Origin of the sequence: Pseudescherichia sp., from assembly GCF_032052675.1 — a bacterium.
Taxonomy (GTDB): domain Bacteria; phylum Pseudomonadota; class Gammaproteobacteria; order Enterobacterales; family Enterobacteriaceae; genus Pseudescherichia.
In genome coordinates this window covers 1-13,136 of the sequence record NZ_DAMBWA010000005.1, presented here as the reverse complement: position 1 = coordinate 13,136, position 13,136 = coordinate 1, and the positions used below count along the sequence as shown (strand labels likewise).

15 protein-coding genes, 2 tRNA genes and 2 other RNA genes are annotated in these 13,136 nt (G+C 52.9%); 9 read left to right on the top strand and 10 right to left on the bottom strand.

The window, feature by feature from the left end:
• The first annotated feature begins 59 nt into the window (after positions 1-59).
• Entirely contained in the window at positions 60-1,220 is a 1,161-nt protein-coding gene (gene mdoC / locus RTX96_RS08470) for a glucans biosynthesis protein MdoC (protein WP_312670720.1), read from the top strand.
• Between the two features lies 1 nt (position 1,221).
• Here mdoC and RTX96_RS08465 read toward each other — a convergent pair whose 3' ends face one another.
• The 5 genes from RTX96_RS08465 to csgB form a co-directional block, all read right to left on the bottom strand.
• Positions 1,222-2,709: a phospholipase D family protein gene (locus tag RTX96_RS08465; RefSeq protein WP_312670719.1), complete on the bottom strand. Its 1,488-nt coding sequence runs from the start codon at positions 2,707-2,709 to the stop codon at positions 1,222-1,224.
• Positions 2,642-3,184, bottom strand: a complete 543-nt coding sequence (gene ymdB / locus RTX96_RS08460; protein WP_103819491.1) for an O-acetyl-ADP-ribose deacetylase — start codon at positions 3,182-3,184, stop codon at positions 2,642-2,644. The genes RTX96_RS08465 and ymdB overlap by 68 nt, the downstream gene beginning before the upstream one ends.
• 130 nt (positions 3,185-3,314) lie before the next feature.
• The gene (csgC, locus tag RTX96_RS08455; RefSeq protein ID WP_312269333.1) at positions 3,315-3,638 is read right to left on the bottom strand and encodes a curli assembly chaperone CsgC; all 324 of its coding nucleotides are present in this window, start codon (positions 3,636-3,638) and stop codon (positions 3,315-3,317) included.
• A 57-nt stretch (positions 3,639-3,695) separates the two neighbouring features.
• Positions 3,696-4,130, bottom strand: a complete 435-nt coding sequence (csgA, locus tag RTX96_RS08450; RefSeq protein WP_103819492.1) for a curli major subunit CsgA — start codon at positions 4,128-4,130, stop codon at positions 3,696-3,698.
• Between the two features lie 42 nt (positions 4,131-4,172).
• Complete coding sequence (csgB, locus tag RTX96_RS08445) at positions 4,173-4,628, bottom strand: curli minor subunit CsgB (RefSeq protein WP_312269334.1); 456 nt, start codon at positions 4,626-4,628, stop codon at positions 4,173-4,175.
• A 755-nt stretch (positions 4,629-5,383) separates the two neighbouring features.
• On the opposite strand from csgB, the gene csgD reads away from it, so the two are divergent.
• The 4 genes from csgD to csgG are packed head-to-tail and all read left to right on the top strand — an operon-like array spanning position 5,384 to position 7,741.
• Positions 5,384-6,034 (top strand): biofilm master transcriptional regulator CsgD, encoded by a 651-nt coding sequence (gene csgD / locus RTX96_RS08440; RefSeq protein ID WP_042392665.1) that lies wholly within the window; start codon positions 5,384-5,386, stop codon positions 6,032-6,034.
• 4 nt (positions 6,035-6,038) lie between these two features.
• A complete protein-coding gene (gene csgE / locus RTX96_RS08435; protein WP_312269335.1) occupies positions 6,039-6,428 on the top strand; it encodes a curli production assembly/transport protein CsgE in 390 nt (129 codons plus the stop codon).
• Positions 6,429-6,457: 29 nt separating this feature from the next.
• Positions 6,458-6,874, top strand: coding sequence for a curli production assembly/transport protein CsgF (csgF, locus tag RTX96_RS08430; RefSeq protein WP_103819495.1), 417 nt, complete (start codon positions 6,458-6,460; stop codon positions 6,872-6,874).
• Between the two features lie 33 nt (positions 6,875-6,907).
• Positions 6,908-7,741 carry a curli production assembly/transport protein CsgG gene (csgG, locus tag RTX96_RS08425; protein ID WP_103819496.1) on the top strand — a complete coding sequence of 278 codons (834 nt, stop codon included), beginning with the start codon at positions 6,908-6,910 and terminating at the stop codon, positions 7,739-7,741.
• A 31-nt stretch (positions 7,742-7,772) separates the two neighbouring features.
• Here csgG and RTX96_RS08420 read toward each other — a convergent pair whose 3' ends face one another.
• From RTX96_RS08420 to ghrA, 4 genes are all read right to left on the bottom strand, one after another.
• Positions 7,773-8,264 (bottom strand): DUF1097 domain-containing protein, encoded by a 492-nt coding sequence (locus RTX96_RS08420; RefSeq protein ID WP_312269336.1) that lies wholly within the window; start codon positions 8,262-8,264, stop codon positions 7,773-7,775.
• Positions 8,265-8,365: 101 nt separating this feature from the next.
• Positions 8,366-8,920: a molecular chaperone gene (locus tag RTX96_RS08415; protein WP_103819498.1), complete on the bottom strand. Its 555-nt coding sequence runs from the start codon at positions 8,918-8,920 to the stop codon at positions 8,366-8,368.
• A 20-nt stretch (positions 8,921-8,940) separates the two neighbouring features.
• A complete protein-coding gene (locus RTX96_RS08410) occupies positions 8,941-9,678 on the bottom strand; it encodes a phosphatase (protein WP_312670718.1) in 738 nt (245 codons plus the stop codon).
• Positions 9,679-9,747: 69 nt separating this feature from the next.
• A complete protein-coding gene (gene ghrA / locus RTX96_RS08405) occupies positions 9,748-10,686 on the bottom strand; it encodes a glyoxylate/hydroxypyruvate reductase GhrA (protein ID WP_312670717.1) in 939 nt (312 codons plus the stop codon).
• Positions 10,687-10,929: 243 nt separating this feature from the next.
• On the opposite strand from ghrA, the gene RTX96_RS08400 reads away from it, so the two are divergent.
• The 3 genes from RTX96_RS08400 to RTX96_RS08390 all read left to right on the top strand — a co-directional run bounded on the left by RTX96_RS08400 (position 10,930) and on the right by RTX96_RS08390 (position 11,379).
• A tRNA-Ser gene (locus RTX96_RS08400) sits at positions 10,930-11,017 on the top strand.
• Positions 11,018-11,060: 43 nt separating this feature from the next.
• Positions 11,061-11,198, top strand: a non-coding RNA gene (locus RTX96_RS08395) — RtT sRNA.
• Between the two features lie 43 nt (positions 11,199-11,241).
• A non-coding RNA gene (locus tag RTX96_RS08390) (RtT sRNA) lies at positions 11,242-11,379 on the top strand.
• Between the two features lie 58 nt (positions 11,380-11,437).
• Here RTX96_RS08390 and clcB read toward each other — a convergent pair.
• On the bottom strand, positions 11,438-12,730 hold the full coding sequence (gene clcB, locus RTX96_RS08385; RefSeq protein WP_312670716.1) for a voltage-gated ClC-type chloride channel ClcB: 1,293 nt from the start codon (positions 12,728-12,730) through the stop codon (positions 11,438-11,440).
• Between the two features lie 282 nt (positions 12,731-13,012).
• Here clcB and RTX96_RS08380 point away from each other — a divergent pair.
• A tRNA-Ser gene (locus RTX96_RS08380) sits at positions 13,013-13,100 on the top strand.
• Positions 13,101-13,136: the final 36 nt, after the last annotated feature.

The window sequence follows — 13,136 nt, the reverse complement described above, 5'->3', positions numbered from 1 at the left end:
AATGTAATCATAACTGGCCTTAGGGATAAGACGATAAGTCTGATATTGCACGGAGTGATATGCGTAAAATACCCGTACAGCGCGAGTACTTTCTGGACTCCATTCGCGCATGGCTAATGCTGTTAGGCATCCCTTTTCATATCTCCCTTATCTACTCAAGCCACGTCTGGCATGTGAACAGCGCGACGCCTTCGTGGTGGCTGACCCTGTTTAATGACTTTATCCACGCCTTTCGGATGCAGGTTTTCTTTGTTATCTCAGGCTATTTCTCTTATATGCTCTATCTGCGCTACCCCATAAAGCGCTGGTGGAAAGTGCGCGTTGAACGCGTGGGCATTCCCATGTTGACCGCTATCCCGCTGTTAACGCTGCCGCAGTTTCTCATGTTGCAACACGTTAAAGGCAAGGGCGAGAGCTGGCATACCCTCTCCCTGTACGACAAGTATAATACCTTAGTGTGGGATCTGGTTTCCCACCTCTGGTTTTTACTGGTGCTGGTGGTGCTGACCACGCTTGGGCTGGTGCTGTTTCGTAAGCTTAAGCAGGCGTTTGCGGCTAATCCGGACGCGCTGCTAAGCCACCTTACCCTGCCAAAGCTGACGCTGCTGTTCCTGCTGCTTGGCGTACTGTATGGCGCGCTTCGCCGCACGCTGCTGGTTCTCTATCCCCCTATTCTCAGCGACGGCCTGTTTAACTTTGCCGTTATGCAGACATTATTCTACCTGCCGTTTTTTGTGCTGGGGGCGCTGACCTTTATTACGCCTCGGCTCAAAGCGCTCTTTACCACGCCGTCATGGGGCTGCACTCTGGGCGCGGCGCTGGCTTTCGTGGCCTATCTGCTTAACCAGCGCTACGGCAGCGGCGATGCATGGATGTACGAGACTGAAAGCGTCATTACGATGGTGATGGGGCTGTGGATGGTAAACGTGGTCTTCTCACTGGGATATCGCCTGCTCAACTTCCAGTCGGCCCGTGTGACTTACTTCGTCAATGCATCACTGTTTATCTATCTGGTGCACCACCCGCTGACGCTGCTCTTTGGCGCATGGATCACGCCGCATATTCACTCCAATACGCTGGGCTTTATCTGCGGTCTGATCTTTGTAGTGGGCTGTGCGATTGCGCTCTATGAAGTGCATTTGCGTATTCCGCTGCTGCGTTTTCTCTTCTCCGGCAAGCCAGAGGCGAATAAAGCGCAGCCAAAAGAGGTGCGAAACTAAATTAGAGGAGCCACTCTACCGGCAGCCGGGAGGCTAATCGCACCAGCATCCGCTGCCAGAAGCGCGTTTTCGGCTCCTTCTTTAATACCTGCTCTTGACCGTCATGGGTGTCGATCCAGTTGATTCGCCCCCAGCGGTCAAGACGCAGCTCCCATGCCGCATCGCGCTGGCTCTGCTGAAAACGTTTATGGATCACCTTCGCCAGCGGCTCGCTTTCAATCACAAAACCCATCTCGGTGTTGAGCATAGCCGAGCGGGGATCGAAGTTAAACGAGCCGATAAATACCTTTCGACCATCAATGCTAAAGGTTTTAGCGTGCAGGCTGGAGCCAGAGTTACCCGTCAAGCCGCGATCGTGAATATGTCGGCCACCTTCCCGTGTGGGTTTTAGCTCATACAGGGCCACGCCGTGGCGCAGCAGCTTTTTACGCCAGCGCGCATAGCCAGCGTGCACCACAGCCACATCGTTCGCGGCCAGCGAGTTGGTCAGGATGGCAATTTTCACCCCCTTGCGTACCATCTGCAGCAGCTGCGCGACCCCGGCGCGGGTCGGGACAAAATAGGCGGAGATAATATCGATCTGCTCCTGCGGCATCCCCATTACCTTCACCAGACGCTGCGGCAGCAGAGTATGCTCACGCGCCCTGCCCTGCCCCTTGCGCGGATCGTCGCTTAACAGGCGAGTTTTGGCCCACAGCATAGGCAGCGTTCCCGCCTCTAGCCGGGTGGAAAACTGGGTGGTTTCAAGCTTGGAGAGGTAGCGCCGCGCCGTCTCATCGTTATACCAGGACTCGGGAACCTGAATCTGGCCGTCGATATCGTCATCTTCAATATCGAGTACCTTTTGCAACGTAGAGACCGACTGGCAGTTCCAGTAACGTTCAAAATCAGCCACCACATCGCTCACTACCGGGCCAATCGCCAGCACGTCAAGATCGGAGAAAAGCGGCTGCTCCCCGGCGCCAAAATAGGCATCGCCGATATTTCTGCCGCCAACGATGGTCACCTCTCCGTCCGCAGTGAAGCTTTTATTGTGCATCCGCCGGTTCAGGCGAGCAAAGTCGGTAAGGTAACCCAGCGATCGGAATAGGCGAAACGAAAAGGGATTAAACAGACGGACATCGATGTTGGCATGGGCATTTAGCTTGCGCAGGATCCCATCCAGCCCTTGGGTATTGTTGTCGTCAAGCAGCAGGCGGATCGTCACGCCGCGCCGGGCCGCCTTAAGCAGCTGGGACAGCAGCAGCCGTCCGGACATATCGTCTTCCCAGATATAGTACTGAATATCCAGGGTACGCTCGGCCATCTCAATCAGCCGATAGCGAGCGGCAAAGGCATCAAGACTGTCATCCAGCGCCAGGATGCCGCACGCATCGGGATGGGCCGCACGGGCGGGGGCGATAGCGCGCCCCAGCCGCGTACTATGCGTCTGGTTCGTCACCCTGCTGGGTAAGGAGTCGTTGATAAAGCCGGGCATTTTCATCGTCATAACAGACAAAGTATACCTGACCAATTGAAGGATGCCGGGTTAGATAATCCGAAACCGTAGCGACAGCGATCTCCGCCGCGGCAGGTTTAGGAAAACCATATATGCCGGTGCTGATGGCGGGAAACGCCACCGAGTGATAACCGTTGGCTTCGGCCAGCTTCAGACTATTACGGTAGGCATCTTCCAGTAGCCGCTGCTCATGGTCCTCGCCGCCGCGCCAGATAGGCCCAACGGTGTGGATCACTGCCTTCGCGGGTAGTGCCCCGGCAAGGGTAATGACAGCATGGCCTGGTGGACACTCCCCCTGCTGCTCCCGCACGGCTTTACAGGCGGCCAGCAGCGCTGGCCCGGCGGCACGGTGGATAGCGCCATCAACGCCGCCCCCGCCCATTAAGGAGGGATTAGCCGCATTGACAATGACATCGACCTGTAAGGTCGTGATGTCACCCTGAATAACCTCCATACGCGATTGCATATTTGCCTCTCTTATCTCATCGCTTTCAACTAAGTGTATAGCAGGGTGTGGCAGGCGGGAGAAATTACACAGCGCTCGGTCAGGCACTATAGCGATACAGCAGATTGATTTTACACCAGATATTGCTGCGTTATTGTTCAGCTGGCCACTGCTGCACGAGATGCAGGGCATCTCCGTCAGTCACGGTAACCACCACTTTGACCGTGTCTTTTGGTGAGATATTCATGCTCAGGCGAGCAAGTTTGGTTGGCTGGTTGGCTTGCAGGCTCAGCGTCTTTCGCTGCTGCGTATTGCTCTGCCCGCTTACGCCCGCATGGACGGTAAGGATCTGGATCTGACATACACAGGGCTGGTTTACAACGACCTGGGGGGTAATCGTATAGATATCCTGCTGCCGTTCGGTCAGGAAAGTGATCTGGCTGGCCATGACGGCAACTAAGAGGAAGGGGTGCATAGCGACCTCCTGATAAAAAAACAGGGCCGAAGCCCTGTTTTTTCGTACCAGATAGAATTAGTACTGGTTAGCCGTTGCGTTGTTGCCGTAGCCAACCTGACGTACTTCTACGTAAGACTGAGACGCAGTCTGGTTAACCAGCGCGCCGTTAGCGGTACCGTACTGACGTACGTCGATATCAGAGTGGCGGCTGTTCCACTGGTCGATAGTGGCGTTGTTACGAGAACCGTTCTGTGACAGGGTAATTGAGCTGTCGTCAGAACCCTGGCCAACGTCTGCGGCGTTACGTGAGCCATGTTGAGTCACGGTCAGATCGGAGTCACGAGCATCGGTCTGCAGAGCCAGCGCGGAGTTGTTGCTACCGTACTGGAAAATGCTTAATTCAGAGTTCGGGCCGCCGTAGCTGCCGCCACCATATTGACCAACGGAACCTGCGAAAGCGCTGCCTGAAATAACGATCGCTGCCAATGCTGCCACTTTAATGAATTTCATGGTTAACTCCCATCGGATTGATTTATTTGATTCACAATGGATTTAGCGTTGAATAACGCGAATAGCCATTTGTGATTGCCTCTGCACTACAACTGCCGTTTTTTGCGTACCATACTGAGTAATATTCGCTTTGTTACCCGAACCTTTCTGAATAATCATTGCGGTATTACCGTATGAACCTTGCGTTATACTCGCGTCATTAGCACTGCCTGACTGATCGATATAAGCAAAGTTATAGGCTCCTGCCTGATCAATCTTTGCCCGGTTACTCGCCCCTTCCTGAGAGATAACCGCGTGCATTTTAGATCCGTCCTGACGTAGCTGGGCGCTATTATTGGTTCCATCCTGGCCAATTATCGCAGCCTGATTGTAAGACGTTTTACTCAATTCATTTACCGCGAAGTTATATTCTGACACAGCCAGATCATAACTTGACGCGGCGGCTATCCCAGGCGCACCCAGCATTGTTAACACCATAATCAACGTTCTGTTTTTCATGTTGTCACCTGGACCTGGTTTATTCTCATTGGTGAATATTGTGCCCCGCTGTAATTAACGTATTTTTACATCCGTTAACGCTGCGTTACGGAAAACAGTATGTGACGGTAAATATTAATAATATCTCACCCACCAGTGGTATTTTTATCTTTATGTTCACCTTAAAGTGCTAACAGTCTAATAAAAGGACGGATGATGTATAAAATAAATTCTGCCACGTATGTTTGGTACAGGTTTGGGCGTTATAACAACCGGCACTGAGTTATGCCCCGCTAGCAGCCTTTGAGAGGTAGGCGTAAAAATTTTGTGGCTTTGCGATCATCAAAGCAAATTTTTCTATCCCCTTCTCTGTTTTGATAACCCGCGCCCATAAATTATCATCGTGTAAAAAAAACTGTCATTCTAGAAAAGAAGATATATACGCTTAAAAATCATTAACTTAAAATAATTTGTATGATTTTTAAATGTGATGCAAAAGTATTAGTTTGTACAACTTTTCCGTACAAATTAAACATTCAAAAACTCACAAAATAACATTTTAAAATTTATTTTTACATTTTGTTACATGTTTAACACTTGATTTAAGATTGGTAATAGCTAGATTGAAATCAGCAGTATGTTTGAGTTTTTGTTAAATTTTGCCCATAGGGCTCACTCTTATTGATTACACACAGCAGTGCAACATCTGTCAGTACTTCTGGATACCCAGTAAAACCTGGGGAAAAAGACAGGTGTACCAACAAGCGGGGTTTATTATGTTTAATGAAGTCCAGAGTTTTCAAAGTCAGTCTATTCTGTTGATTACTAAACCTTCCTTACAGGCTGCTGCATTACTGCAGCATCTGAAGCAGTCCCTCTCTCTTTCTGGGAAAGTGCATAATATTCAACGTTCTCTGGATGATATATCGCCCGGAAGCGTGATTCTGTTCGACATGATGGAGGCGGATAAAAAGCTGATCCATTACTGGCAGGACAATTTAGGCAGGAAAAACAACGCAGTTAAGCTGTTATTGCTAAATACGCCAGACGAATACCCGTTCCGTGACATAGAGAGCTGGCCGCACATCAACGGCGTTTTCTATGTGACGGAAGATCAGTCCCGGGTGGTTGATGGCCTGCTTAGCGTGCAGCGCGGCGAGTGCTACTTCTCCCAGAAGCTGGCCAGCTATCTCATTACCCACTCCGGCAACTACCGCTACAACAGCTCCGAAGCCGCGCTGCTCACGCACCGGGAGAAGGAGATCCTTAATAAGCTGCGAATCGGTGCATCGAATAATGAGATTGCCCGCTCGCTGTTTATTAGCGAAAACACGGTTAAAACCCATCTCTACAATCTTTTCAAGAAGATATCAGTAAAAAACCGTACGCAGGCTGTCTCCTGGGCTAACGATAACCTCAGGCGATAACGCCATGAAACGGTTCGTTGCATGGTTTGCAGCCGCAGGTCTTCTGCTGGCTGCCGGGAACCTGCGCGCTGTCGAGGTGGAAGTTCCCGGATTATTGACCGATCGTACGGTCTCTTCTGTTGGACACGATTTTTATCGTGCTTTTAGTGATAAATGGGAAAGCAGTTATACAGGGAACCTGAGTATCAATGAACGTCCCAGCGCGCGATGGGGAAGCTGGATCACTATTACGGTCAATCAGGACGTAGTGTTTCAAACGTTTTTATTTCCCACAAAACGCGACTTTGACAGCAACGTCAATACTGCGGTAGCGCAAACCCAGGAAGCACTGGATCGCCGGCAGATCGATCAAGCTCTGCTTGGCACTGGCGATCTGGCGCGAGATGAATTCTAAAACACGATAAATTTTTTTCGGAGGCTCACATGCGTATTGCCTGTGCCATAGTCACGCTTTTGCTTGTCTCGCCGTCAATATGGGCTGGAAATATGACATTTCAGTTTCGTAACCCTAATTTTGGAGGCAACCCCAATAACGGCGCATTTTTATTAAATAGCGCCCAGGCGCAAAACTCCTACAAGGACCCGGACTACAACGATAATTATGGAATAGAGACCCCCTCTGCGCTGGATAACTTTACCCAGGCAATTCAGTCGCAGGTGCTGGGAGGATTACTAACCAATATTAATACTGGCAAGCCGGGAAGAATGATCACCAGTGATTTTATTGTTGATATCGCTAATAACGACGGGCAACTTCAGCTCAACGTGACAGATCGAAAAACCGGAAAAACATCCACTATAGAGGTGTCGGGTTTACAGAGTGGTTCAACCGACTTTTAAAGCACAGCTACCGTTTTTACAGGAATAATAATTATGCAGCGCTTACTCACCATACTGGCTGTCTGTTTACTCAGCGGATGCTTAACGGCTCCACCGAAAGAAGCAGCGAAACCAACATTAATGCCTCGGGCCCAGAGTTATCAAGATTTAACCCATCTGCCGATGCCAACCGGTAAGATATTTGTCTCTGTTTATAATATTCAGGATGAAACCGGACAGTTTAAAGCCTATCCGGCCAGTAACTTCTCAACCGCTGTTCCGCAGAGCGCCACGTCTATGCTGGTCACGGCGCTGAAGGATTCGCGCTGGTTTATTCCGCTTGAGCGTCAGGGGCTACAGAACCTGCTTAACGAGCGGAAGATCATTCGTGCAGCCCAGGAAAATGGCACGGTGGCGGTCAATAACCGATTCCCGCTCCAGTCACTGACCGCGGCTAACGTGATGGTCGAGGGTTCGATTATCGGCTACGAGAGCAACGTGAAATCCGGTGGGGTGGGTGCGCGTTACTTTGGCATCGGGGCCGATACCCAGTACCAGCTTGACCAGGTCGCGGTTAACCTGCGCGTGGTCAACGTGAGTACCGGGGAGATCCTGTCGTCGGTCAACACCAGTAAGACCATCCTCTCCTATGAGGTGCAGGCCGGGGTGTTCCGCTTCATTGACTACCAGCGCCTGTTGGAAGGTGAAGTCGGCTTTACCGCCAACGAACCTGTCATGCTGTGTCTGATGTCAGCGATTGAAACCGGGGTGATCTATCTGATCAACGATGGCATCGATCGTGGACTGTGGGATCTGCAAAACAAGGCAGAGAGCGAAGATCCAATTCTGGTGAAATACCGCCATATGGCGACGCCGCCGGAGTCGTAATTATTTCTGCACACTATGAAAGCGTGGCGGACTACTCCGCCGCGCTTTTTTTTGCGCTGGGATTAACCGTCCTGTCGCGCCATGCTGCCAGCCACAGACCGCTATTTTTCATCGCGTAGCCAAACAGTAAGCCAACGGCCAGCGACGGGACGACAATCCGCCAGTCACCCTGCCCGGCAAAGGTGGCACAGGCGCCAATAAAGGTACCCGGTACAAAGGAGAGCAGCAGGTTTTTCGCCTGGATACACATCAGGAAGGCTACGATGCCGGTGAGCAGATAGCTGACGATGCTCAGATGCGGGCTTAACGCACTGCCGTAGATAATCACCTCGGCCCAGACCACGCCGCTCATTACCGTAAAGGCGGAGATCAGTAGGCCTTTTACCCCACCCTGCGGACAGGCAAAATAGGCCGTACAGCCAAGAAAGCCAGCCCAGCTCAGCAGGCCCAGTGAGACGGCAACCCAGCCCCAGAGGCCGGAGAGAATGCCCGTCGTTAATGCGATAGAAAAGAGTATGTTCATGGCGCGCATCTTAGCAGAAGCGCGCCATTGAAATGAGATCGCCCGCACGTTATTTGCAAGCTAACGAAACGAGTTACATTTTATTTGTGATTTATATCACATCACTCTGCGGATTCTTCTTCGAGTTCATCCCACATGGCGGCGATGGCATCCCGGGTGAGCGATGCCATTGTTCGCCAGAAGGGCGTAACAGCGTGGGCTTCCACTTTGCCAAGGAAAGTTCCGCACCACGGCAGGAGGTAATCTGCAAACAGCGTCTCCAGCGCCTCACTCTCATCCGCTGCCGCATTATCCTCCAGCCAGGAGGCGGCCAGCAGCAGAGTACCAAAGTGATCGGCTGGCGCATCGGTCAGCGGCATGCCGCGAGTCGTTAAAAACGCCCGCACCTCTGCCTCGCTTGCGCCTTCCTGCCACGCGCTGCGATATGGCGCGACGCTGCACGTTTCGCCGACAAACAGGGCCTGGTAGTCCGTCACCAGGGCCGGATCGTCAACGCTCTTTTGCAGGCGGGCCAGCAGTTCATCCTGCTCCAGCGGCCAGTTTGCCGCCAGCTTGCCCTCGCGGATCAGCGCATAGAGCGGGACCAAAACCGGATCCTCAGGCTGGCGATAGTAGAGTGAGCCAAGCACGCGGCAGAGGATTGAAAACTCGTTCATTTTAGGTTCCGTGATAAAAATTAAAGTTCAGCAAACTCATCAATCGGCGGCATCCCGCGCGATTCAAGGAAGTTTAACAGGCGGCGCGGCGAGACGTTCAAGATTCGATCTTCCGGAAAATCGACGTCATCCAGCACTTTGCGGCATTCGCTAAAATCACCCAGCGAAAAAGCGGTGTGCGAGTCGGATCCCAGCGCCACCCAGCCTCCCGCATCACGCACGGCAGCGGCAATAGCGCGGCAGTTCGCCTCGCTCCCCTTACGCGAATGAATGAAAGAGGAGTTGTTGATCTCCAGCGCGACATCATACTTTGCTGCCGCGGCGGCAATCGCCGATATATCAACAGGGTACTTTGGGTTGCCCGGATGACTGATGATATGCACATTGCCGCTGGCCATTGTCGCAATCATCGCCTCGGTGTGAGTGTCCCGATCCTGCGGGGCAAAGACAGGCTCATGGAAACCGGCAATGATCAGATCCAGCGAGGTCAGCATCGGCCCGGTGCAGTCAATCTCACCGGCGATATTTTTGATGTTGGCCTCAATACCGCGCAGGATCCCTACCCCATCCACCAGCCGCGGCCAGATACGCATATTCACAAAGTGCCAGTAGTGCGGGGCATCGGCCATATCGGGGCCGTGATCGGTGATAGCGAACAGCTTGAGGCCTTTGCTTTTCGCTATCGCAATATAGTCATGGAGGGTGCTGTAGGCGTGGGTGCTGGCGACGGTATGCATGTGCAGGTCAACGGGGTACATGACGCTCTCCTCTATTAATAATGCTCAAGGATAACAGGAATTATTACCCTTTTTAATGAAAACCCGGCCCTAGTAGCCGCGCGCTCGGTCAACCTGCCCGCTTACCGGCTCGCCCTGCTCCAGCTTTGTAATGGTGTGGGCAATATAGTCGATCGCTTCATTGGGGCGCGTTACGGCAGCGATATGCGGCGTCATCGCAATGCGTGGATGCGCCCACAGCGGGCTGCTGGCTGGCAGCGGCTCTTTACTAAAGACATCAAGCATAGCGCCTTTCAGTTTACCGCTATCGAGAGCCTCGAGAAGATCGTCCTCAACGACATGTACGCCGCGCGCCAGGTTGAGCAGATACCCGTTGTCCGCCAGCTGGTTCAGCAGCGGTAAGTTAATAATGCCTCGGGTCTCTGGGGTATTAGGCAGGAGGTTAATCAACACGCGGGTTCCTTTCAGGAAATCGCCCAGTTCGTTTTCACCCGCAAAGCTTTTCACGCCGGGCCATGATTTGCGGCTACGGCTCCAGCAGCGCAGCGGGAAGCCCCATGCCTGCAGGCTTTCAGCCACTTTCGACCCCAGCACGCCTGCGCCGAGGATGCCGATGGTGAACTCTTCGCGCTGATACTCTGCCAGCTCCTGCCAGCGGGCCTGCTGCTTCTGGGCCTGATAATCGTCAAAGCGGCGGAACCAGTGTAATACCTGACTGACGGCGTACTCCTGCATCTGTAACGCCATGCCGGTATCTTCCAGGCGGAACAGCGGGATAGATTCAGGCAGCATCGTCGGGTGGGCGTTAAGCTGGCTCAGAATGGAGTCAACGCCTGCCCCGAGGGCAAACACCGCTTTCAGGCTGCGACCCTGAAGCATTTCAACCGGGGGATGCCAGACCAGGGCGTAGTCGGCGGGTTCATTATCACCCGGCTTCCATTCACGGACCCGGGCCTGCGAAAGTGCCTGAGAGAGTTTATTCAGCCAAAATTGCGTATCGAAGGATGGGTGATAGAAGATGATATCCATACTGGCTCCAAATGCATTCATGCGGTGGTTTAGTCGAATTGTTATCTATTGATGAGGATAACAAATTTGTTCTGCGCTAAGGGGAGAAAGGTGAGTGATGATAAAAAAAACAGTTCCTGGGCAATTAGGAAGCACGTTGCTTGAAGTTTGGCTAAACGCGCTAAATTATTGAAAAAGAGGATTGACGGTGGAGGCGGATTTCCCTACATTAGCGCCGTCCCAGCGATGCTGGGAAGACAATATGGTGAGGTGTCCGAGTGGCTGAAGGAGCACGCCTGGAAAGTGTGTATACGGCAACGTATCGGGGGTTCGAATCCCCCCCTCACCGCCATATTTAAGATGAGAGCCTGTACGCAAGTACGGGCTTTTTTCTTTTATATTCTCGCAAGGGGGGGATGAGAATCCCCGACCGGGGTTCGACAACGGGCGCCAGCCCGTTGGACAGACCGGGAGCGCAGCGAGCGGGCTGCCCGAAGGGCGAGCGAAGCGAGTCAATCCCCCCCTCACCGCCATATTTAAGATGAGAGCCTGTACGCAAGTACGGGCTTTTTTCTTTTATATTCTCGCAAGGGGGGGATGAGAATCCCCGACCGGGGTTCGACAACGGGCGCCAGCCCGTTGGACAGACCGGGAGCGCAGCGAGCGGGCTGCCCGAAGGGCGAGCGAAGCGAGTCAATCCCCCCCTCACCGCCATATTTAAGATGAGAGCCTGTACGCAAGTACGGGCTTTTTTCACATTTAACATCTGCCCTCACCCCTTCTCAGCGGCATGATGGTAAATAGATTCCTTGCGTAACGTTCGCGACAGCACCGAGGCCACCACGCAGGCGACCAACAGTCCTGGCAGGAGCGTATACTGCCCGGTCATTTCGCAGATCATTAGCGTTGACATGATAGGCGCATGGGTTGTTGCCGCCAGGAGTGTCGCCATTCCCGTTAATCCCATCAGTATTGCGATCGTCTGTAAATCCGCCAACCAGAGCCCACAGAGGTGGGCGAATAACATACCGATGGCCATACCGACAAACAGCGTTGGCGTAAAAACGCCACCCGGCGCCCCGGAACCGCTGCTGGCAAGGACGGCGGTTAACTTGCACAGGAAAACCAGGGCTATGGTCGCAAATACCGGCGGCGACAGCAGATATCCTTGCACCACGCTATAGCCATTGCCCCAAACGGCAGGAGTCAGCAGCGATAGCAGGCCGACAATGCCGCCCCCGAGCGCCAGTTGCCAGGGTGGAGAGAGCCTAAGACGTAAAAATAGCTGATGGCTACTCTCCATTAACCAGATAAAGAGCGGGCCGCATACGCCAGCGATCAGGCCGATTACCAGCATTAGCGAGTAGTCCAATGCATGGATTTGCCGGGCAAGATGTACCGTATAAAGGGGTGCTGGGCCATCACTCAGTAAATTGGTCGTGAGCAAGGCGAGTACAGCGGCAACAACCACAGGCCCTAAAGAAGCCAACATGAGAGTGCCAAAGAGAATTTCAGCGATAAACATACTGCCTGCCAGCGGAGCGTGGTATGCGCTAGCCATCCCTGCCGCCGCTCCACAGGCTACCCACAGTTTCCATTCGTTTTTGGGGGTGAATCGCTGCGCAAAAAACGATGCTGCTAGCGCCGCTAACAAAATCATCGCTCCCTCCCGGCCAATGGCGCTGCCGGTCACGACGACCAGCAGCGACGCCAGTGATTTCACAAGGCTTGACGCGTAGTCGAACTGGCCGTCGCCTGTTTCTAGCGCCTCCATATAGTCCGTTGGCGCGTGAGGACGCTGTCGGGTATAGCGCTGCCATGCCCATAGCAAGGTACCGGCCGCCACGCCTCCCAAAGCGGGGGTCAGCAATCGACGCCACCACGGAAGCGTACTGGCGGCATTAACCAGGCTACCGCTGTTATTACTAAGGAAAATCGACTCCAGCAGCATCATGGCATGGCGAAACAGGGCAACGGCCAGTGCGGCAACGATGCCGATCAGCATAGCGAGAAGCAATCGGCGGAACATGGCCTGTACGTCAGGATAGGTATGAAGACGTTGCATCAGACATCCTTTTCATTTTTCCCGTACCCACAGGGAGACAGCAATACGGTGATCTAACTTAATCGCTGTGGAATAATTTGTCTGAGTCTAATCGGGGTTATTTAAGCAAAACAACTTAAACCAAGAAATAAATGCTGGAATGTAATTAAGCGCACTAGCGATGCACCTGCTCACAGCTTAACCGAACGCACATGAAAGCAGAAATTAAGCTTGACCGTTTCAGTCCAACTCCCTATAGTAGCGCCCCGTTGCCCCCCATGAGGAAGGCAGCAAAAACAATATGGTGAGGTGTCCGAGTGGCTGAAGGAGCACGCCTGGAAAGTGTGTATACGGCAACGTATCGGGGGTTCGAATCCCCCCCTCACCGCCATATTTAAGATGAGAGCCTGTACGCAAGTACGGGCTT

What these genes read in the sequence shown, in the direction of transcription:
- mdoC (WP_312670720.1), top strand. Translation starts at nt 60, where the DNA reads ATGCGTAAAATACCCGTACAGCGCGAGTACTTTCTGGACTCCATTCGC.
- RTX96_RS08465 (WP_312670719.1), bottom strand. Translation starts at nt 2,709, where the DNA reads ATGACGATGAAAATGCCCGGCTTTATCAACGACTCCTTACCCAGCAGG.
- ymdB (WP_103819491.1), bottom strand. Translation starts at nt 3,184, where the DNA reads ATGCAATCGCGTATGGAGGTTATTCAGGGTGACATCACGACCTTACAG.
- csgC (WP_312269333.1), bottom strand. Translation starts at nt 3,638, where the DNA reads ATGCACCCCTTCCTCTTAGTTGCCGTCATGGCCAGCCAGATCACTTTC.
- csgA (WP_103819492.1), bottom strand. Translation starts at nt 4,130, where the DNA reads ATGAAATTCATTAAAGTGGCAGCATTGGCAGCGATCGTTATTTCAGGC.
- csgB (WP_312269334.1), bottom strand. Translation starts at nt 4,628, where the DNA reads ATGAAAAACAGAACGTTGATTATGGTGTTAACAATGCTGGGTGCGCCT.
- csgD (WP_042392665.1), top strand. Translation starts at nt 5,384, where the DNA reads ATGTTTAATGAAGTCCAGAGTTTTCAAAGTCAGTCTATTCTGTTGATT.
- csgE (WP_312269335.1), top strand. Translation starts at nt 6,039, where the DNA reads ATGAAACGGTTCGTTGCATGGTTTGCAGCCGCAGGTCTTCTGCTGGCT.
- csgF (WP_103819495.1), top strand. Translation starts at nt 6,458, where the DNA reads ATGCGTATTGCCTGTGCCATAGTCACGCTTTTGCTTGTCTCGCCGTCA.
- csgG (WP_103819496.1), top strand. Translation starts at nt 6,908, where the DNA reads ATGCAGCGCTTACTCACCATACTGGCTGTCTGTTTACTCAGCGGATGC.
- RTX96_RS08420 (WP_312269336.1), bottom strand. Translation starts at nt 8,264, where the DNA reads ATGAACATACTCTTTTCTATCGCATTAACGACGGGCATTCTCTCCGGC.
- RTX96_RS08415 (WP_103819498.1), bottom strand. Translation starts at nt 8,920, where the DNA reads ATGAACGAGTTTTCAATCCTCTGCCGCGTGCTTGGCTCACTCTACTAT.
- RTX96_RS08410 (WP_312670718.1), bottom strand. Translation starts at nt 9,678, where the DNA reads ATGTACCCCGTTGACCTGCACATGCATACCGTCGCCAGCACCCACGCC.
- ghrA (WP_312670717.1), bottom strand. Translation starts at nt 10,686, where the DNA reads ATGGATATCATCTTCTATCACCCATCCTTCGATACGCAATTTTGGCTG.
- clcB (WP_312670716.1), bottom strand. Translation starts at nt 12,730, where the DNA reads ATGCAACGTCTTCATACCTATCCTGACGTACAGGCCATGTTCCGCCGA.